The organism is Micromonospora sp. WMMA1996, from assembly GCF_002573675.1.
GTDB classification, from domain to species: domain Bacteria; phylum Actinomycetota; class Actinomycetes; order Mycobacteriales; family Micromonosporaceae; genus Micromonospora; species Micromonospora sediminicola.
This window is the reverse complement of sequence record NZ_PDHU01000001.1, coordinates 3,778,583-3,797,486: the sequence shown is the minus strand read 5'-3', so window position 1 is coordinate 3,797,486 and position 18,904 is coordinate 3,778,583. Positions and strand designations below refer to the sequence as shown.

16 protein-coding genes are annotated in these 18,904 nt (G+C 73.8%); 6 read left to right on the top strand and 10 right to left on the bottom strand.

Annotated features, from left to right (window positions below):
- Positions 1-3: 3 nt before the first annotated feature.
- The 10 genes from COO58_RS17440 to COO58_RS17395 all read right to left on the bottom strand — a co-directional run bounded on the left by COO58_RS17440 (position 4) and on the right by COO58_RS17395 (position 12,096).
- Complete coding sequence (locus COO58_RS17440; protein ID WP_098745764.1) at positions 4-918, bottom strand: DNA-3-methyladenine glycosylase; 915 nt, start codon at positions 916-918, stop codon at positions 4-6.
- 169 nt (positions 919-1,087) lie between these two features.
- On the bottom strand, positions 1,088-1,741 hold the full coding sequence (locus COO58_RS17435) for a hypothetical protein (RefSeq protein WP_091579342.1): 654 nt from the start codon (positions 1,739-1,741) through the stop codon (positions 1,088-1,090).
- 202 nt (positions 1,742-1,943) lie between these two features.
- Complete coding sequence (locus tag COO58_RS17430) at positions 1,944-2,726, bottom strand: anti-sigma factor (protein WP_091579337.1); 783 nt, start codon at positions 2,724-2,726, stop codon at positions 1,944-1,946.
- Complete coding sequence (locus tag COO58_RS17425; RefSeq protein WP_091579334.1) at positions 2,723-3,424, bottom strand: sigma-70 family RNA polymerase sigma factor; 702 nt, start codon at positions 3,422-3,424, stop codon at positions 2,723-2,725. Before COO58_RS17425 ends, COO58_RS17430 begins: the two co-directional genes overlap by 4 nt.
- Positions 3,425-3,506: 82 nt before the next feature.
- Complete coding sequence (locus COO58_RS17420) at positions 3,507-4,364, bottom strand: spermidine synthase (RefSeq protein ID WP_098745763.1); 858 nt, start codon at positions 4,362-4,364, stop codon at positions 3,507-3,509.
- Entirely contained in the window at positions 4,364-5,326 is a 963-nt protein-coding gene (locus tag COO58_RS17415) for a hypothetical protein (RefSeq protein ID WP_098745761.1), read from the bottom strand. Before COO58_RS17415 ends, COO58_RS17420 begins: the two co-directional genes overlap by 1 nt.
- Complete coding sequence (locus tag COO58_RS17410; RefSeq protein ID WP_098745759.1) at positions 5,323-7,797, bottom strand: AAA family ATPase; 2,475 nt, start codon at positions 7,795-7,797, stop codon at positions 5,323-5,325. The genes COO58_RS17415 and COO58_RS17410 overlap by 4 nt, the downstream gene beginning before the upstream one ends.
- Positions 7,797-8,945 carry an exonuclease SbcCD subunit D gene (locus tag COO58_RS17405; protein WP_098745758.1) on the bottom strand — a complete coding sequence of 383 codons (1,149 nt, stop codon included), beginning with the start codon at positions 8,943-8,945 and terminating at the stop codon, positions 7,797-7,799. The genes COO58_RS17410 and COO58_RS17405 overlap by 1 nt, the downstream gene beginning before the upstream one ends.
- A 12-nt stretch (positions 8,946-8,957) precedes the next feature.
- Positions 8,958-10,706, bottom strand: a complete 1,749-nt coding sequence (locus COO58_RS17400; RefSeq protein WP_098745756.1) for an ATP-binding protein — start codon at positions 10,704-10,706, stop codon at positions 8,958-8,960.
- Positions 10,707-11,310: 604 nt separating this feature from the next.
- The gene (locus tag COO58_RS17395; protein ID WP_098745755.1) at positions 11,311-12,096 is read right to left on the bottom strand and encodes a pyrimidine reductase family protein; all 786 of its coding nucleotides are present in this window, start codon (positions 12,094-12,096) and stop codon (positions 11,311-11,313) included.
- 150 nt (positions 12,097-12,246) lie between these two features.
- Here COO58_RS17395 and COO58_RS17390 point away from each other — a divergent pair, with 150 nt between their 5' ends.
- The 6 genes from COO58_RS17390 (at position 12,247) to COO58_RS17365 (ending at position 18,892) form a co-directional block, all read left to right on the top strand.
- A complete protein-coding gene (locus COO58_RS17390) occupies positions 12,247-12,792 on the top strand; it encodes a plasmid pRiA4b ORF-3 family protein (RefSeq protein WP_176558829.1) in 546 nt (181 codons plus the stop codon).
- A gap of 212 nt (positions 12,793-13,004) precedes the next feature.
- Positions 13,005-14,324, top strand: coding sequence for an ABC transporter substrate-binding protein (locus COO58_RS17385; protein ID WP_091579307.1), 1,320 nt, complete (start codon positions 13,005-13,007; stop codon positions 14,322-14,324).
- A 121-nt stretch (positions 14,325-14,445) separates the two neighbouring features.
- Positions 14,446-15,426: a carbohydrate ABC transporter permease gene (locus tag COO58_RS17380; protein ID WP_091579303.1), complete on the top strand. Its 981-nt coding sequence runs from the start codon at positions 14,446-14,448 to the stop codon at positions 15,424-15,426.
- A gap of 9 nt (positions 15,427-15,435) precedes the next feature.
- A complete protein-coding gene (locus COO58_RS17375; RefSeq protein WP_091579299.1) occupies positions 15,436-16,332 on the top strand; it encodes a carbohydrate ABC transporter permease in 897 nt (298 codons plus the stop codon).
- Positions 16,329-17,762, top strand: coding sequence for a GH1 family beta-glucosidase (locus COO58_RS17370; RefSeq protein ID WP_098745753.1), 1,434 nt, complete (start codon positions 16,329-16,331; stop codon positions 17,760-17,762). The genes COO58_RS17375 and COO58_RS17370 overlap by 4 nt, the downstream gene beginning before the upstream one ends.
- Positions 17,763-17,845: 83 nt before the next feature.
- Positions 17,846-18,892 (top strand): LacI family DNA-binding transcriptional regulator, encoded by a 1,047-nt coding sequence (locus COO58_RS17365; protein WP_098745752.1) that lies wholly within the window; start codon positions 17,846-17,848, stop codon positions 18,890-18,892.
- The last annotated feature ends 12 nt before the right edge of the window (positions 18,893-18,904 follow it).

Sequence of the window (18,904 nt, the reverse complement as noted above, 5' to 3'; positions counted from 1 at the left end):
CGGTCAGTAGCGGGCGAAGGAGCGGATCGGGGCGCGTGGGCCGTACTTCGGCGCCTGGATCCCGGCCGCCTCCAGCAGCACGCACACCCGACCCCGGTGCCCCCGGAACGGCTCCAGCAGCGCCAGCATCCGGGCGTCGTCGCCGCGCGGTTCCCCGGCCAGCGCCCAGGCCACCGTGTTCGGCACGTGGTAGTCGCCGACGCTGACCGCGTCCGGGTCCCCGTACGCGACCCGCACCACCTCGGCGGCGGTCCACGGGCCGATGCCGGGGACGGCGGTGAGCCGGCGGGTGGCCTCGGCCGCGTCGGCGCAGCGTTCCAGCCGGTCCGCGACGGCGGCGGCGCGGCGCAGCGTGTCGGCCCGCCGCTGCTCCACCCCGAACGGGTGGAAGACCCAGTACGGCGTGGCCGCCACCGCGGCCGGCTCGGGCGGCAGCAGCAGTGGTTGCAGCGGGCCGGGCGCCGCCTCGCGGAAGTGCCGCACGGTCGCCGCGTACGCCCGGTAGGCCTCCTTGCCGGTGACCTTCTGCTCGAACACCGCCCGCAGCAGCCGGGGGAAGACCTGGCCGGTGGCGGGCATCCGCAGCCCGTGGTGCTCGTGGGCCAGCCGGGCGACCAGCGGGTGCGCGGCGGCCAGCGCGGCGAACCCGGTCAGGTCGTCGCGCAGCCCGGCCACCCGGTCGGCCCGCTCGAGGACCCACGCCGCGCCCGGCCCGTACCCCTCGGCGACCAGGTCGCCGGCCTCCGGACGCAGCGCCAGGGTGGCCGGCCCGTCCGGGGTGCGGGTGGCCCACCAGAAGCTCCCGGCGGCGATCCGCGCGCACGGGTCGTACGGGCTGAAGGTCAGCGCGCGCACCGAGGCGGCCAGTCGGTAGCCGGCCGGAGGGCGCAGCGTCCGGCGGGCGGCGGGCGAGGTCACTACGCCACTCTGCCACGCGGCCCCGTCGTGACGGCCGACACCGCCGCGCGGGGCGCGGCGGTGCTCGTGCCGGAAGGCGGGGCGATGCCGGTACGCCCCACCTTCCGGGTCCACGACGGTGACCGGCCGCGCCCTCCCCGGCGGCGACCGGTCACCGTGACCAGGTGCGTCAGTACGAGTAGGTCGACCCGCCGCCCGAGTCGCCGCCGCCCGACGCCGGCGGGGCGACCGCCTTCGGCGTGCCGGTCGGCAGGCAGGTCAGGTTCTTCTTGCCGTTCGGGTCGACCACGAACCAGGTGCCGCCGACGCCCTGACCCTTCCACTGGCCCGGCTTCTTGTCCCCGATGTAGCGGTAGACCGGCCAGCCCCCGATGGTGATCTGCCGGGTGCCGTCCTGCCGGGTGACCGTGCCGACCTTGTCGTCCGAGACGCCCTGCAGCTGCGGGTTGCCGTCGGTCAGCGCCGGCGGCCACACCTCGGCGCACTTGTCCACGCAGTTGGACTGCGGCGGGGTGGCCGTGTCCTTGTCGAACCGGTACAGCACCCAGCCGTCCTGGTCGGTGACGACCTTGCCCATCCGGGGCAGCTTCTTGCCGACCAGCTCGTCGGTGAGCTTCACGTCGGACGGGGGCGCCTGGTCGGCGGTGGGCTCCTCCGGTGCCGCCGACGCCTCCGGTTCGGCCGCCGCGGTCGGTTCGGCCGCGGCGACGGCCACCGGCTCCGCCGCGCCCGAGTTCGCGCCGTTGTAGCCCGCGGGGGCGCAGGCCGTCAGTGCGACCATCGCGCTCGCGACGATGACGGTCGTCCGCTTGTGGTGTGCCACGTGCCCTCCTCGATTCTGGCAGTTCGTCGAGTAGTACGGGCGGCGGCGCTGTCAAGGTTGAAGTCGAAAGGGTGGTCCATTTCACAGTGGACCGGTTGAACCGTTCCGCGCCGCCGCGCGTGCGGCACCGCGAGGGCCGGTGGCGGAAACGACGCGACGGCGCCGGGCGGCCAGGCCGCCCGGCGCCGTCGGCGCGGTCACCTCAGAGGTCGGAGACGGTCACCAGCGGGCTCGCCACCCCGTTGACGTCGACCGACTGCACCTGGACCTTCTCGATGTCGCCGAGCGGGGCCGAGGTGGACGCGCTCAGCTGCAGCGTGAGCGGGTTCTGGTTGGTGCCGTAGCCGTTGCCCGGCACCGACCAGGTGCTCACCACCTCACTGGTGGCGTTCTTGCGCCACACCACCAGCCGGCAGGTGCGCGGCCCGGGCAGGCGGCCGAGCTGCACCGCGATCTGCGTGCCGTACTCCTTCTTCGCCAGCCACATGGTGGTCTGCACGCCGGTGCCGGGGTCGGTCGCGCGGTGCTCGTCGCCCTCGATCTCCTTGTCGCCGCCGACGCCCGGGGCGTTCGGGTCGGCCGGACCGCTGCTCGGCGCCGAGGTCGGCACGGGCGGCGTCGGCTCGGCCTGCGGCACGGACGGCGAGTCGTCGCCGAGCATCCCGGCCGCGACACCGCTCAGGCCGCCGAACACCACCACGGCCGCCGCCGTGGCCAGCAACTGCCGGACCCGGGTACGCCGGCGGTCCCGTCGCACCGCGACCAGCGTCCGGTCCAGCAGCGCCGGGTCGGTGTGGGTCTGCTCCAACGCGGCCATCGCCTCGCCGTCGATGCCGGAGAGCAGCCCCACCACGGGGACCATCGTCTCCAGCTCCGCCGCGCACGCCCAGCAGGTGGCCAGGTGCTCCTCGAACCGCTCCGTGTCCTGCGGGTCCAGCACGCCGAGCGCGTACGCGGCGACGTCCATGTGGTCGGCCCGGCTCATTCCGTCACCCCCCTCTCCTGCAGAGCCGTGCGCAGCGCGCGCAGCGCGTAGTAGACCCGTGACTTCGCGGTGCCGAGCGGAAGGCCCAGCTCCTCGGCCGCCTCGGGCACGGTACGACCCCGGAAGTACGTCGCCACTAGGATCTCCCGGTGGGACTGGCTCAGCGTACGCAGCGCGTCCGCCACGGTCATCGTGCGCAACACCCGGTCGGTGCTGTCCGCCTCCGCGAACGCGGTCAGGTCCCGGTCGTACGTCTCCGCCGGCCGGGCCTGCTCGCTGCGGTGCTCGTCGATCGCGATCCGCCGGGCCACCGTCACCAGCCACGGCCGCAGCGAGCCCTGACCACCCTGCACGCCGAGGCGGTGCGCGTTGCGCCAGGCCCGCAGCAGCGTCTCCTGCACGATGTCCTCGGCGCGCTGCCGGTCCCCGCCGGTCAGCCGCATCACGAACATCAGCAGCGGCCCGGCGTGCTCCGCGTAGAGCAGCCGGATCAGCTGGTCCGAGTGGCTGGCCTCGGCGGAGGTCGCCTGGTGGCGTCCGGGGGCGGGTCGCGGCGGCACCGGGTCATTCTGGCGATCCGCGGGGCGGGCGTCGACCCCCCGTCCCGAGCGCGACGCGCGCGAGTGTGGCTGCGCCCGGGCGAACATCCACTCGGGCCTCGCCACCTCGCCGTGCCAGCCGGCCGCCACCGCATGCATGCAGACCTCCGGTGTCCAATGACATCAGCCGGCCCCCCACGGGCATGGCCGCCCGGTGATACGCAGCGACCCGCCGATCGGATCAACGATCGACCGAAAAAATTCCCGGCGGGGGCGGAGTGGAGTCGACGGCGTCCGCGTCGCGCACCACCGCGACACCGCCGGCGAACCGGTCCAGGTCCGCGCCGGCCACCACCCGACCGGGGAACCAGTCGCCGGCCGCGCGTCGGGTCAGCTCCGGCACCGGCGGCTCCACCCGGGACGCCACCAGCACCAGGTTGCCGTACCTCCGGCCGCGCAGCACCGCCGCGTCGGCCACCAGGCAGGCCCGGGGCAACACGGTACGCACGGTGGCGACCTGGCCACGGGCGTGCCGCAGCGGCGGCCCGTCGGCGATGTTCGCCAGGTAGCAGCCGTCGGGCGCGAGCACCCGGGCCACCTGCGCGGCGAACTCGACGGAGGTCAGGTGCGCCGGGGTGCGGGCGCCGGCGAACACGTCCGCCACGATCACGTCGTACGCCCCGTCCCGGCTGGACGTCAGCGTCGCGCGGGCGTCCGCCGCCCGCACCTTCAGGCGGGGGTCGGACGGCCAGGGCAGGGCGCGGCGGACCAGGTCCACCAACGAGCCGTCCACCTCGGACACACGTTGCGTCGAGCCGGGCCGGGTGGCCTGCACGTACCGGGGCAGGGTGAGCGCGCCGCCGCCCAGGTGCAGCACCCGCAGCGGCGCGCCCGCCGGCGCCACCACGTCGAGCGCGGCGGCCAGTCGCCGGACGTACTCGAACTCCAGGTGGGTCGGGTCGTCCAGGTCCACGTGGGACTGCGGCGCGCCGTCCAGCAGCAGCGTCCAGGAGCCCGGGCGGTCCCGGTCCGGCACCAGCTCGGCCCGGCCGGTGTCGACGTCGGCCACCACCCGGTCGTCGTCGCGTCGCCGGCCCATCAGCGCCGGATCCCGCGCGCCGCCGCGGTGAGCACCCGGTGCAGCAGCCGGGCGTCGCCGAGCATCCCGCGCAGCCGGCGCTCCAGCCCGGCGATCGGCACCAGGTTCTGCGGGGCGCGCGGGTCCTTGTACGGGGTGGACGCGAACCGGGGCAGCGTGACCAGCGACAGGTCGGCCAGCGCGACCGCCTCCGGGACGGTCAGGTCGGCCGAGCACTCCATCCGCACGATGCCCGCCCACGGCGCCCCGGCGGACACCGGCAGTCGCAGGTACCAGGACCAGCCGCCCCACGCCGTGCCCAGCCGGAACACCGGGCAGCGCTGGCCCGGCGCCAGCCCGGTCACCACCGCGGTGAGCCGGGCGTCCAGGTACTGGCTGTGCTGGGTCTTGATGTAGCCGAGCGTGCGCGGCAGGTTGCGCCGGCTGCGCAGCGGGCCGTCCACCACCAGCAGGTCGCCGTCGGTGCGGACCGCGTCCGAGACGGCCACCTCCAGCGCGGTGAGCGGGGCCTGCACCGCCGCGGGCAGCTTGCTCAGCTCGCCGGTGCCGGAGACCCGGTGCACCGGGTAGCGGATCGCCCCGGCCACCACGTCCTGCGCCGACGGGCTGGCCGTGAACAGCCCTCGGCCCACCCGGGCGCCGGCCAGCTCGGCGGCGCCCCGGTCCAGGTCACAGCGGACCACCCCGGCGGCGTACGAGGCGGCGATGCCGGGGAACGAGCCGCCGTCCTCCTCGGCGGTCCACACGCTGGCGTCGATCCGGCGCACGCCGTCGACCAGCAGCACCACGTCCGGCGCGCGCACGTCCGGGCGGGCGTCGATCGCCCGCCAGTCGGTCGCCGGCAGCTCGACGTCCGCGTCGACCTGGGCGCTGCTCGGCGCCGCCGGACCGGACCCACCCGCCGCCTCGAATGACGCGCCGTACGCCGGGTCCCACGTGTCGACGAAGAACTTCGGGGTCACAGGCCGGTCCGCTCGACGCGGGCCGTGCGCGCGTCCTTGCGGACCTCGAAGCGGACCGGGATCCGCTCCGCCAGGGCCGGCACGTGGGTGACCACACCCACCATCCGGTCACCCCGGGCGGCCAGGTTCTCCAGCGTGGCCGCGACCGTGTCCAGCGTCGCCGCGTCCAACGTGCCGAAGCCCTCGTCCAGGACGATCGACTCCAGGCTCGCGGCGCTGGTCGACATGCCGGCCAGTTGCTCCGACAGGGCCAGCGCCAGGGCCAGCGACGCCTGGAACGTCTCCCCGCCGGACAGCGTCCGCACGCCCCGGCGCAGCCCGGCGTCGTGATGGTCGACCACGAAGAACTCGCCCTTGTCGTGGACCAGGTCGTACTGCCCGCCGGACAGCTCCCGCAGGATCCGCGACGCGCCGTCGACCAGCAGGTCCAGCGCCTCGGTGAGCAGCCACCGCTCGAAGTTGTTGGCCCGCAGGTGCCCGGCGAGCGCGCGGGCCACCCGCGCCTGGCGCTCGTGGCCGGCCCGCTGCTCCCGCAGGTCGGCGGCCTGCTCGCGGCGCTCGTCGAGGCGGCGCAGCTCCGCCTCGGCCCGCTCCACGGCCACCGCCACGTCGCGCGGTGCGTCCTGCGGGGCGTCCAGCCCGGCCGCGGTGAACAACGCGGCGATCCCGTCGGCGACCTCGGCCGCGGCCCGCTGCGCCGCCTCCACCGAGGCGGCCAGCCCGTCGCGGTCCGCGCGCCGCGCCTGCGCCTGCTGGGCGGCCCAGCCGGCCAGCGCCGCCCACGCCGCCGCCACGTCGTCCCGGTCGGCGGCCGGCGGCCCGAAGCGGGCCAGCCCGTCGCGTACCGCGTCGAAGTCACGCCAGGCCCGACGCAGCCGCTCCTGCGCGGCGTCGAGTGCGCCCCGCGCCCGCCGGGCCGCCTCCCGGCCGGCCCGCACCGCACCGGCCGCCTCCTCCAACGCGGTCCGCAGCCGCGCGTGCTCGGCCAGCGACTCGCGCAGCCGCTCCGGCGCCGGCGCGTCCGCGAGCTGCTCGTCCAGCTCGGCCAGGCGCGCGCCGAGCTGGTCGTGCTGGGTCCGGGCACGCAGCAGCACCCGATCCAGATCACGCGCCGTGGTGTCGCGTTCCTGCACGACCCGCTTGGCCACCTCGCTCGCCGCCCGCGCCGCCTTGCCCGCCTCGATCGCCCGGCTCACCGCCGAACCCTTCGGCACCGCCGGCACCGTGGTGACCGTCTGCTCGCACACCGGGCACGGCGCGCCGCCGACCAGGTGCGCTCGCAGCGCCACCGCGTGGTCGGCGGCCTTCGCCTCCTCGTGCGCGCGGAACGCCGACTCCAGCTCCGTCTCGGCCCGCTGCGCGTCCGCCCGCGCCGCCGCCAGCGCCGCCACCGCCGCGTCGTGCTCGGTCCGCGCCGCGTCCACCGCCGCGCGGACCGTCGCCGCCTCCGCGGTCAGCCGGTCCCGGTCCGCGTACGCCTTCAGGTGCAGCCGCAGCGCGCTCTCGTCACCGGCGGCGGCCAGCTCCCCGCGCAGCTTCTCCTCGCGCTCCTCGGCCAGCCCGACCGCGGTTGCCGCCTCGTCGGCGGCGACCCGGGCCTGCGCCACCGCCCGCGCCAGCTCGGCGGTGCCCTCCGGCGGCCGCACCCCGGCCAGCACACCCAGCTCGGCGTCGAGGTCGGCCAGCGCCGCGGCCCGCTCACCCGCCGTGGCCCGGGCCTGCTCCCATTCGGGTACGGCGGCAGCGACCGCGGCGGCCAGCTCCCGCATCGCGTCCACCCGCTCCCGGGCGGCGGTCAGACTCTCGTCGTCGACGTCGGCGAGCCCGCCGAGCATCTTGTCGACCGCCTCCAGCTTCGCCTCGGCCTGCCCGGCGCGTTCGACCGCCTTCTTCTGGACCTCCTCGTAGACGCCCAGGCCCAGCAGGTTGACCAGGATCTGCTGACGGGTGGCCGGCTTGGCGTGCAGGAAGTCGGCGAACTGCCCCTGCGGCAGCACCACGCAGGAGGTGAACTGCTCGTACGGCAGCCCGACCGCGTCCAGCACCGCCTGCTCCATCTCGGCCGGGGTGCCGGCCACCACCTCGCCCAGGTCCTCCGGGCTGAGCCCGGTGTCGAGCTTGGTGACGTCGAACCCCGGCGGCATGAGCTGGAGCCCGGCGTTGGCCGTCTTCACCGTGCCCCGGCCGTCGCGACGGACCACCCGGGTGGCGACGTAGCGGTCGCCGGCGGACTCGAAGACCAGCCGGACCCGCGCCTCGGTCGCCGACGGCGCCAGCGCGTTGGCCAGCCCCCGCGCGCCGCCCCAGCGGGGGACCGTGCCGTAGAGGGCGAAACAGATCGCGTCGAGCACCGTGGACTTGCCGGAGCCGGTCGGGCCGACCAGCGCGAAGAAGTCGGCGTCGGTGAAGTCGACGGTGGTCTCGTCGCGGAAGACGGTGAAGCCGGCCATGTCCAGTCGCATCGGCCGCATCAGTGGTCGACCTCCTCGAGCAGCTCGTCGAAGAGTTCCCGGACGTCCTCGTCGGCGTGCCCGCGGCTGCCCAGGTAGTCGGCGAACAGGTCGCGCGGCGAGCGGCCGGCCCGCTGGGCGGTGCGGGTGCCGCTGCCCGGCGTCGGCACCAGCTCCGGGTCGATCCGGATCTCCAGCGCCCGGGGCAGCAGCTCCTGCACCTCCTCGCGCAGCCCGGCCCGGGGCTGCTCCCGGACGTAGACGCGCAGCCAGCCCTCCGGCGGCTCGATCTCGGCGAGCTGGGCGAGGGTGCCGCGCACCGTGCGCAGCGGCACCGCGCCGGGCACCGGCACCTCCCGGATCCGGGCGGCCGTCGTCGCGGTCACCTCCACGATCGTCACCGAGCCGACGTTCTCCTGCTCACCGAAGTCGACAGCGAGCGGGCTGCCGCTGTAGCGGATCGGGCAGGGCCCGACGACCCGCTGCGAGCGGTGCAGGTGGCCCAGGGCCACGTAGTGCGCGTTGCCGGGGAACACGGTGGCCGGCACCGCGTAGCCGAGCACGGTGTGCGCGTCCCGCTCGCCACCGCCGGTGCTCGCCCCGACCACGGTGAGGTGGGCGGTGACCAGGTGCACCCGGTCCGGCTCGGTGAACCCCTCGGCCAGCTTGCCGAGCACCCGGCCGAGGTGGTCGGCGTAGGTCTGGTTGGCCTCGGCGGGGGTGAGCGAGTACATCTCCACCGCGCGGACGGCGTAGCGCTGGGACAGGAACGGCAGCGCGGCGACCTGCCACCGCTCGCCGTCGCGGGTCACCCCGTCGACGACGTGCTCGGCCGGGTTCTCCCGGACGCTGCCGCGCAGCGTGATGCCGGCGGCGTCGGCCCACGGCCGCAACGCGTCCAGCGCCGCGCCGTTGTCGTGGTTGCCGCCGATCACCACCACGTCGGCCCCGGTGCGCCGCAGCGCGGTCAGCGCCCGGGTCACCAGTCGGGTCGCCTCCGGCGTCGGCGCGGCGGTGTCGTAGAGGTCACCGGCGACGATGACCAGGTCGGGCCGCTCGTCCCGGGCGATGTCGATCACCTGGGCGAGGACCTGTGTGTGCTCCTCGGCCCGGGACTGCCCCTTCAGGACCTTGCCGACGTGCCAGTCCGAGGTGTGCAGGATCTTCATGGTGGGTGCCGCCTAGAACGGGATGTCGTCGTCGGAGGAGCCGGAACCGACCACCGCGAACGGGTCGGCGGCCTGGGTGATCGACCGTAGCGTCTCCGACGGCGCGCGGCCCGCCTCGGAGACCCGGGTGGCCCAGGCCGGGAACGGGAACTCCAGGCAGAGCGGCACCGGGATGTCGGGCTGGTTGACGAACATCGTGCCCGGCTTGGCCAGCAGCGCCCGCTGCCGCTGGGCGGGCGGGAGGAAGCCGTACTCCGGGCGGGACGCCTCGGCCGGGTCGAGCCGACCGACCACCCGGATCGCCGAGTTGGTGACGATCCGCCGCTCGACCTCGCTGGCGGTCTGCTGCGCGCCGACCAGGATCACGCCCAGCGAGCGGCCCCGCTCGGCGATGTCGAGCAGCACCTCCTTGATCGGCGACGAGCCCTCGCGCGGGGCGTACTTGTTCAGCTCGTCGAGCACGACGAAGAGCAACGGCTTGGCGGTGCCGGCCTTCTCCTTGCGCTCGAACTCACTCTTGAGCGTCACGCCGACCACGAAGCGCTGCGCGCGGTCCGGCAGGTTGTGCAGGTCGACCACGGTGACCTGGGCGCTCTCCGCGGTGTTGATCGAGTGCGGGCGGCGGGTGGCCAGATCGCCCCGGATCAGCCGGCCCAGGTCCTTCTTGCTGCCGATCAACCGGCGGGCGAACGCGTTGACGGTGCCCAGCCCGACCGCGCTGCCGGCCCAGTCGCCCCGGGTCTCGTCGTCGTTGAGCTGCTCGACCACGTGGTCGACCAGATCCGCGTAGGAGCCGAGCCGCACCCCGTCGATGCTCACCCCGCCGTCGGCCGGCTGGGCGTACCGGGCCAGGTGGGCGGCGACCGAGTGGACCACCATCGTGTACTGCTGGCGCTCGTCGTCGGCGTCGGCGAACACGTAGGGCAGCAGGCGGTCGGCGCAGAACTCGGTCAGCGTCCAGTAGAAGCTGTCCACCCCGGTGAGCCGGCTGCTCACGTCGGGGGTGCCGGAGGAGTCGCCGACCCGGGGCGGCGCGTAGACCCGCACGTCCGGGAACGCGCCGGCGTCGAGGCTGAGCTTCGCGTACGCCGCCCGGGTCGGGTCGTCGAGCCGGCTGTTCGGGTGGTCGAGGAAGAGCAGGTCCTCGCCCTTGACGTTGAAGATCAGCGCCTTGGCGTTGACCGCGTCGCCGCCGAGCACACCGGAGCGGAACACCGAGTAGAGCAGGAAGGTGGCGAAGCTGGTCTTGGTGGCGACACCGGAGATGCCGGAGATCGAGACGTGCGCGCCCCGGGTGCCGTCGAGGAAGTCGGCGTTGAGGTAGACCGGCACCCCGTCGCGGCCCATCCCCATCGGGATCCGCCGCTCCATCCGGTCGAAGTGCAGCGCCCGGGCCCGGGCGTCACCCTCGGCCCGGTGCACCACCGCGCCGGGGGTCGGTGGGACGTAGAACTCGGGGTCGACCCGGGTGGTGGTGACCTCGGCGGCCTCCTGCACCTGGGCCGGCAGCGTGCCGTCGGCGATGGCGAAGACGTCGGAGTCGAACTGCGCGCCCTCGTGCCGGGCGCGCACCTGGGTCACCACCCCGGCGATGGTCACCGGCTCGCGGTCGGGCAGCTCGCGGCGGGTCACCACCACGTCGTCGAGTTGCAGGTAGCTGCCGGGGGCGACGGCCGTCCAGAAGGTGAGCGGGGTGGCGTCGGCGGTGCCGAGCACCCGGCCGACCCCCTCGCCGGGCCCGTCGAGCTGGTCGTCGGTCATCGGCTGTCTCCGGTCGGCTGGTCGTACCGTTGGCGGTGCACGTCGTGCATCCTGCCCGAGGGATGCGACAGGTTGCCACGCGACGCGGCGGACGCCACGCCGGTCGTGCGCCCGGCGGTCGCCCCCCGGATCCGACCGACCACGGTGCGTGCCGTCTGGTCCGCCTCGGCGGCGTCCCGGGCGAACGGGCGCGACTGTTCTCCGCCCGCTCGGGTCGCTGCGGTGGCTACCCGCCCTGGACGTGCCCGGCCGCTCATCGACGTGGTCGACGTGGCCGCCTGCCACGGGTGGCGTTGGCCACGGAGGTCATCAGTTGCGGCGGTCCCGCCATGGCGACCACGTGCCCCGCAGGCGCCCGGGGCTGCGCCTGTCGAACCGCCCGGTCCGGGATTGCCGTTTCGTCGGCGAGAGGTTTCCGAACTTCGAGAAGAATGTCCCGCCTATTGGGAAGCGCGGAGATCTTGGTACGAAACGGCCCTCAGAGGGGCCCTTTCGTACCAAGATCTCGCCAGCCGCCAGCCGCCAGCCGCCAGCCGCCAGCCGCCAGCCGCCAGCCGCCAGCCGCCAGCCGCCAGCCGCCAGCCGCCAGCCGGCGGAGGGCTGCTCAGGCGGCGGGTGCGGCCCCGGCGAGCGGCGGGTCGCCCGGGTCGCGGGCGTAGCGCAGCATCAGCGTGCCGTCGCCGGCGGCCAGCACGTGGCGCAGCGGCAGGTGGCGCGGGACGCTGCCGTCCCCGGCGGTGATCCGCCCGGGCCCGGCGCCGGCGAGCAGCGGCGCCACGGTCAGGCACAGCTCGTCGACCAGGTCGGCCGCGGTGAGCGCGCCGAACAGGTGCGGGCCGCCCTCGCAGAGCACCTGCCCCAGCCCGCGACGGCGCAGCTCGGCCAGGCCGGCGGCCAGGTCGACGCGCTCGTCGCCGTACCGGAGCAGGTCGGCCACCTCGGTCAGTCCGGCCGGTGCCTCGGCGCCGGAGCGGGTGAGCACCAGCGGCCGGACCGGGGCGTCGGCGAAGCAGGCCTGGGCCGGGTCGAGGTCGAGCGACCCGGAGACCACCACCAGGGTGGGGAACTCGGCCAGCCCCCGCTCGCGACGCCAGGCCCGTCGTTCGGCGCTCAGCCGGACCGCGCGGTAGCCCTCGTGGCGCAGCGTGCCGGCGGCCACCAGGAGGCCGTCGCAGAGCATCCGCAGCAGCCCGAACACGCGCTTGTCCGGCTCGCCGGAGAGCCCGGCCGAGTAGCCCTCCAGGGTGACCGCCCCGTCCGCGCTGGCGACGAAGTTGACCCGCAGGTGCGGGTGGTCGGCGCGGCCGTAGAGCGCGGTGAGCTGTGGGTCGGTCAGCGCGCCGGTGACGGGTGCGGGCCAGATCCGTTCGATCGGGCTTCCGACGCTCATTCGCCGGCCGGACCGGTGACCGGAGGGGTGGGTTCGGCGGTACGGTGCTGGCAGTCGCACCACTTCCGGCCAGGACAGTCGTCGTGCCGCCGCTCCCGGCAGGCTCGGCAGATCATGCCGGCAGCCTATGCCGAGGAAGGATGGGACCGCGTGTCGCGTCAGATCTTCCAGCTGATGGTGTCGCTGGCCGGGGTCCGGCCGCGGGTGTGGCGGCGGGTGCTGGTGCCCGGCGGCTACACCCTGGACCGGCTGCACCGGGTGCTCCAGCACGCGATGGGCTGGCGCGACTGCCACCTGCACTCGTTCGACGTCGACGGGCGGCAGTACGGCGAGCCCGATCCGGACGGCGAGCTGGCGCTGCGCGACGAGTTGGACGTCCGGCTGGACGCGGTGGTGGGCAAGGGCGACCGGTTCCGCTACACCTACGACTTCGGCGACTGGTGGGAGCACGACCTGGTGGTGGAGGACGTCTGCGCCGCCGACCCGGACGAGCGTTACCCGCTGTGCCTGGACGGCGAGCGGGCCTGCCCGCCGGAGGACGTGGGCGGCCCGGGCGGATACGCCGTCCTGCTGGCCGCGCTCGCCGACCCGGCGCACCCCGAGCACGCGGCCATGCGCGAATGGGCCGGTCCGGCGTTCGACCCGGCCGGGTTCGACCCGGACCGCGCGACCGTCCTGCTGCGCCGCTGCTGCTGACCGCGCGCCCCCTGGGATTCCCGTCCCGGGGGATGGCGCGGTAACGAAATGGGAACGCTCCCACCGGTCTATTGACACCCCTGACACCTGCCGGCAATCTCATGGGAGCGCTCCCGAGAGTGGCGTCGGTCTCATCCCTGCCTCCTCCGGTTCGCGCGACACGCACCCCCCACCACACAGATATCGCCTCACCACCGAAAGAGGGGTCTCGGATGAGCGTCCCAATCCGCCGTCGGCAGCTCGCGGCCATCGCGCTCGCGTCCGCCATGGTGCTCGCCACCGCCACCGCCTGCGGCAGCGACGACGACTCGTCGGGCAGCGGCGACAGCAGCGGTCCGGTGACCCTGGTCGTCGACGTCTTCGGCGACCAGGGCTTCGGCTACGAAGAGCTGTACAAGCAGTACGAAGCCGACCACCCGAACGTCAAGATCCAGGAGCGCGGCAAGGGTCTCGGCCTGGGTGACTACAACACCCGCCTGACCCAGCAGATCACCGCCGGGTCGGGCGCCGGCGACGTGGTGGCCCTGGAGGAGGGCACCATCGTCCAGTTCTACGCGCAGGCCGACAAGTTCGTGAACCTCGCCGACCACGGCGCGAACGACCTCAAGGGCAACTTCCTGCCGTGGAAGTGGGAGCAGGGCACCACCCCCGACGGCAAGGTGCTGGGCCTCGGCACCGACGTCGGCTCGATGGCGCTGTGCTACCGCAGCGACCTGTTCAAGGCCGCCGGCCTGCCCACCGACCGCGAGCAGGTCGGCGCGCTCTGGCCCACCTGGGACCAGTTCATCGCCACCGGCCAGAAGTTCGCCGCCGCCGACAAGAAGCACAAGTTCGTCGACTCGGCGACCAACTTCTACAACGTGGTGCTGATGCAGATCGCGGGCCAGGGCACCGGCTACACGTACTACGACAAGAGCAACAAGATGGTCATCGACCAGAACCCGGACGTGCAGGCGGCCTACCAGCTGACCACCAAGATGATCGCCGCCGGGCTGTCGAACAACCTGCAGTCCTTCTCCAACGAGTGGAACGCCGGGTTCAAGAACGGCACCTTCGCCACCATCGCCTGCCCGGCGTGGATGACCGGTGTCATCAAGGGCCAGGCCGGTGACGCGGCGGCCGGCAAGTGGGACGTCGCCAAGGCCCCGGGCAACGGCGGCAACTGGGGCGGTTCGTTCCTCGGCGTGCCGAAGTCGAGCAAGCACCAGAAGGAGGCCGCCGAGCTGGCCAAGTTCCTGACCAGCGCGCAGGGCCAGATCGGCGCGTTCAAGGCGGTCGGCAACCTGCCGTCGAACCCGCAGGCGCTGACCGACCCGGCCGTGGCCGACTCGACCAACGACTACTTCAGCAAGGCCCCGGTCGGCAAGATCTTCGCCGCCGGCGCCACCGACCTGAAGCCGGTCTACCTCGGCCCGAAGAACAACGCGGTCCGCACCGCCGTGGAGAACACGCTGCGCGCCGTCGAGCAGGGCAAGTCGGCCGACGAGCAGTGGCAGGCGGCCCTGAAGAACGGTGCGGCCGCCGGTAAGTGACCCGGCTGAGCCGCCCGCGGGTGGCGCCGGCAGCCCCGCGCTGCCGGCGCCACCCGCGGTGCCCGCAGAGCCCGGCGTCGCCCGTGTGGCGGGTGACGCCGGCCGAGGAGAAGGACTCCCCATGAGCCTCGACCTGCACGCCACGGCGCCGCCCGAGCCCGGTCCGCCGCGCGCCGCCCGTCCCGCGCACCGTCGCGCCGCCTCCGCGACCAAGCTGGACCTGAAGTACTCGCCCTACCTGTACGTCCTGCCGTTCTTCCTGATCTTCGCGGTGTTCAGCGCGTATCCCATCGCGTACACGGTCTGGATCGCGTTGACCGACCGGTCCCCGCTGAACCCGACGATCTCGTTCGTCGGGCTGGACAACTTCGTCGAACTGATCACCGACGACCCGCAGTTCTGGAACGCGGTGGTGAACACGTTCGGCATGTTCGTGCTCTCCACCGTGCCCCAGCTGCTGCTGGCGCTGATGCTGGCCAACGCGCTGAACCGGAAGCTGCGCGCGCAGACGTTCTTCCGGATGGCCATCGCGATGCCGATCATCACCTCGACCGCGGTGGTGGCGCTGATCTTCTCGATGATCTACGCCAAGGACTTCGGCCTGGTCAACTGGCTGCTCGACAGCATCGGCCTGGACCCGATCGACTGGCGGGCGAACCGCTTCGCCTCCTGGTTCGCCATCTCCACCATGGTCGACTGGCGCTGGGTCGGCTACAACGCGCTGATCTACCTGGCCGCCATGCAGTCGATCAGCAAGGACATGTACGAGGCCGCGGCGCTGGACGGGGCCTCCCGGCGGCGCCAGTTCTGGTCGATCACCGTCCCGCAGCTGCGTCCGACGATCATCTTCACGCTGATCATCTCGACCATCGGCGGGCTCCAGCTCTTCACCGAGCCGTTGCTGTTCACCAGCGGCTCGGGCGGCCTCTCCGGCGGCTCGGAGGGGCAGTTCCAGACCATCACGATGTACCTGCTCGACGTGATGAACCAGCGCTTCCGGTGGGGGTACGCCGGGGCGGTCGCGCTCGTGCTCTTCGTGCTCATCGCGCTGATGTCGACGGTCAACTACCTGCTGGCCCGCCGCATCAGCTCCGACAAGTGAGGTGACGAGATGACGACCACCACGCTTCGCCCACCCACCCGGCCGACCGCGCCGGCGAAGGCCACCCACCAGGCCGAGCGGCTCTGGAAGGCCAGCCCGCTCACCTGGTTCGGCCTGGTCCTCGGCGTGATCCTGTCGCTGTTCCCGTTCTACTGGATGATCGTGATCGCCTCCCGGACGAACGACGCGGCCAACTCCTGGCCGCCGCCGTTCCTGCCCGGCGGAAAGCTCGGCGAGAACGTCGAGCGGGTGCTCGCCAACGGCGACGCCAACATCGTCAAGGGGCTGCTGAACTCGTTCCTGGTCTCCGGGACGATCACCGTCGCCACGGTCTTCTTCGGCTCGCTGGCCGGCTTCGCGTTCGCCAAGCTCCGCTTCCGGGGCAAGAACGCGCTGCTGCTGATCATCCTCGCCTCGATGATGGTGCCGATCCAGCTCGGCGTGCTCCCGCTCTACATCCTGATGGCCAAGCTCGAGTGGCTGAACACCATGCCGTCGGTGACCGTGCCGTTCCTCATCGGCGGCTTCGGGATCTTCATGATGCGCCAGTACGCCGAACAGGCGGTCCCGAACGAGCTGATCGAGGCCGCCCGGGTGGACGGCTGCTCCACCTGGCGGGTCTACTGGCACGTGGTGGCGCCCGCCCTGCGGCCCGCCGCCGCGGTGCTCGGCCTGCTCACCTTCATGGAACAGTGGAACCAGTTCTTCTGGCCGTTCGTGGTGTTGGCCGACCCGTCCAACCCCACCGTCCAGATCTCGCTGCGCAGCCTCAACACCGCCTACTTCGCCGACAACTCGCAGATCTTCGCCGGTACGTTGATCGCGACCCTGCCCCTGTTCGTCGTGTTCGTTCTGTTCGGCCGCCAGATCATCGGCGGCATCATGGAAGGCGCCGTCAAGTCGTGAGCAACCCAGCCAGCCCGCCCGCCGTCGGCGTCCTCGACGGGGGCCCGGCCCTGACCTTCCCGCCCGGTTTCCTCTGGGGCGCGGCCACCGCCGCGTACCAGATCGAGGGCGCCGCGGCGGAGGGTGGCCGTACGCCGTCGATCTGGGACACCTTCAGCCACATCGAGGGTCGGACGGTGGCCGGGCACACCGGCGACGTGGCCTGCGACCACTACCACCGGATGCCGGACGACGTGCGGCTGATGGCCGACCTGGGGCTGCGGTCCTACCGCTTCTCCGTGTCCTGGCCCCGGGTGCAGCCGGGCGGCGCCGGTGGGGTCAACCAGGAGGGGATGGACTTCTACCACCGCCTGGTCGACGAGCTGCTCGGCCACGGCATCGAGCCGTGGGTGACGCTCTACCACTGGGACCTGCCCCAGCCGCTGGAGGACGCCGGTGGCTGGCCGGCCCGCGACACCGCCGGCCGGTTCGCCGAGTACGCGCAGCTGGTCGCCGACGCGCTCGGCGACCGGGTGAAGTACTTCACCACGCTGAACGAGCCGTGGTGCTCGGCGTTCCTCGGCTACGGCTCCGGCGTGCACGCGCCGGGCCGCAGCGACGGCGCGGACGCGGTCCGGGCCGGGCACCACCTGATGCTCGGGCACGGCCTGGCCGTGCAGGCGGTGCGGGCGTCCCGCCCGCAGGCGCAGCTCGGCATCACGGTGAACCTCTACCCGGTCACCCCGGCCTCCGGGTCGGCGGCGGACGCCGACGCGGCCCGCCGGATCGACGCGCTGGCGAACCGGTTCTTCCTGGACCCGGTGCTGCGCGGCGCGTACCCGGCGGACCTGGTCGCCGACCTGCGCGGGATCACCGACCTCGGGCACGTCCGCGACGGCGACCTGGCGACCATCTCGACCCCGCTGGACATGGTCGGCGTCAACTACTACAGCCGGCACGTGGTCGCCGCGCCGGTCGAGGGCGCGGAGCCGGAGCCCTACTGGCGGGCGCCGTCCTGCTGGCCGGGCAGCGAGGACGTGCGGTTCGTCACCCGCGGCGTGCCGGTCACCGACATGGACTGGGAGATCGACGCCCCGGGCCTGGTGGAGACGCTGGAGCGGGTGCACCGGGAGTACACCGACCTGCCGCTCTACGTCACCGAGAACGGGTCGGCGTTCGTCGACACGGTGGTCGACGGCGAGGTGGACGACCCGGACCGGCTGGCCTACTTCGCCTCGCACCTGCGCGCGGCGCACGCCGCGATCGAGGCCGGGGTGCCGCTCAAGGGCTACTTCGCCTGGTCACTGATGGACAACTTCGAGTGGGCCTGGGGCTACACGAAGCGGTTCGGCATGGTCTACGTCGACTACGACAACCAGGCCCGGATCGCGAAGTCCAGCGCCAGGTGGTACGCCGACGTGATCCGACGCAACGGCCTGGCCGCACAATAAGCTGGGCCAGCCAGTAACGGGCGGCCCGGCACCGACGCCTCAATCGGTGCCGGGCCCGCCCGACCGTCGGAGGAGCACAGACGATGACAACGCAGCGCACCCGCTCGCTCGGGCGCCCGACCCTCGACGCGGTCGCGGCCCGCGCCGGCGTCGGGCGCGGCACGGTATCCCGCGTGGTCAACGGCTCGCCGCAGGTCAGCCCGGAGGCCCGGGCCGCCGTCCAGCAGGCCATCGCCGAGCTGGGATACGTGCCCAACCGGGCCGCCCGGGCGCTGGTCACCCAGCGGACCGACTCGGTGGCGCTGGTCGTCTCCGAGTCCGGTGAGCGGGTCTTCACCGAGCCGTTCTTCGCGGCCATCGTCCGGGGCGTCAGCTCCGGGCTGGTGGAGACGCCCATGCAGCTCTGGCTGGCCATGGTGCAGTCGCCGATCGAGCGGGAGCGGGTCGAGCACCACCTCACCAACCAGCACGTCGACGGCGTGCTGCTGCTCTCCCTGCACGACTCCGACCCGCTGCCCACGCTGCTGGAGGAGCGTGGCCTGCCCGCGGTGCTCGGCGGCCGGCCGGCCCGGATGCTGCACCCGAACGCGCAGCCGGCGTGGTTCGTCGACGTGGACAACGTCGGCGGGGCCCGGCAGGCGGTGGAGCACCTGTTCGCCCAGGGACGCCGCCGGGTCGCCACCATCGCCGGCCCGCAGGACATGGGCGCCGGCCTGGCGCGGCTCTCCGGCTACCAGGAGGCGGTGCGGGCCGCCGGGGGCACCGTCGACCCCGGGCTGATCGGGTACGGGGACTTCAGCGAGGGCAGCGGCACCGCCGCCATGCGCCGGCTGCTGGAGACGTGCCCGGACCTGGACGCCGTCTTCGTCGCCTCCGACCTGATGGCGTTCGGCGCGTTGCGCGCGCTGCGCGAGGCCGGCCGGCGGGTCCCCGAGGACGTGGCGGTGATCGGCTTCGACGACGCCCCGATCGCGCGCCAGGCCGAGCCGCCGCTGACCACGGTGTTCCAGCCGGTGGAGGAGATGGGCCGGCAGATGGCCCGCCTGCTGGTCTCCCGCATCCGGGGCGACGAGGTGCCCTCGCCGCACGTGCTGCTGGACACCGAGCTCATCCACCGCGCCTCCGCCTGACCCCCCGCCGCC

Excerpts from the sequence above, each read along its gene's own strand:
- COO58_RS17375 (WP_091579299.1), top strand. The coding sequence starts at position 15,436 with ATGACGACCACCACGCTTCGCCCACCCACCCGGCCGACCGCGCCGGCG.
- COO58_RS17425 (WP_091579334.1), bottom strand. The coding sequence starts at position 3,424 with ATGCATGCGGTGGCGGCCGGCTGGCACGGCGAGGTGGCGAGGCCCGAG.
- COO58_RS17395 (WP_098745755.1), bottom strand. The coding sequence starts at position 12,096 with ATGAGCGTCGGAAGCCCGATCGAACGGATCTGGCCCGCACCCGTCACC.
- COO58_RS17420 (WP_098745763.1), bottom strand. The coding sequence starts at position 4,364 with ATGGGCCGGCGACGCGACGACGACCGGGTGGTGGCCGACGTCGACACC.
- COO58_RS17410 (WP_098745759.1), bottom strand. The coding sequence starts at position 7,797 with ATGCGGCCGATGCGACTGGACATGGCCGGCTTCACCGTCTTCCGCGAC.
- COO58_RS17405 (WP_098745758.1), bottom strand. The coding sequence starts at position 8,945 with ATGAAGATCCTGCACACCTCGGACTGGCACGTCGGCAAGGTCCTGAAG.
- COO58_RS17430 (WP_091579337.1), bottom strand. The coding sequence starts at position 2,726 with ATGAGCCGGGCCGACCACATGGACGTCGCCGCGTACGCGCTCGGCGTG.
- COO58_RS17400 (WP_098745756.1), bottom strand. The coding sequence starts at position 10,706 with ATGACCGACGACCAGCTCGACGGGCCCGGCGAGGGGGTCGGCCGGGTG.
- COO58_RS17380 (WP_091579303.1), top strand. The coding sequence starts at position 14,446 with ATGAGCCTCGACCTGCACGCCACGGCGCCGCCCGAGCCCGGTCCGCCG.
- COO58_RS17365 (WP_098745752.1), top strand. The coding sequence starts at position 17,846 with ATGACAACGCAGCGCACCCGCTCGCTCGGGCGCCCGACCCTCGACGCG.
- COO58_RS17385 (WP_091579307.1), top strand. The coding sequence starts at position 13,005 with ATGAGCGTCCCAATCCGCCGTCGGCAGCTCGCGGCCATCGCGCTCGCG.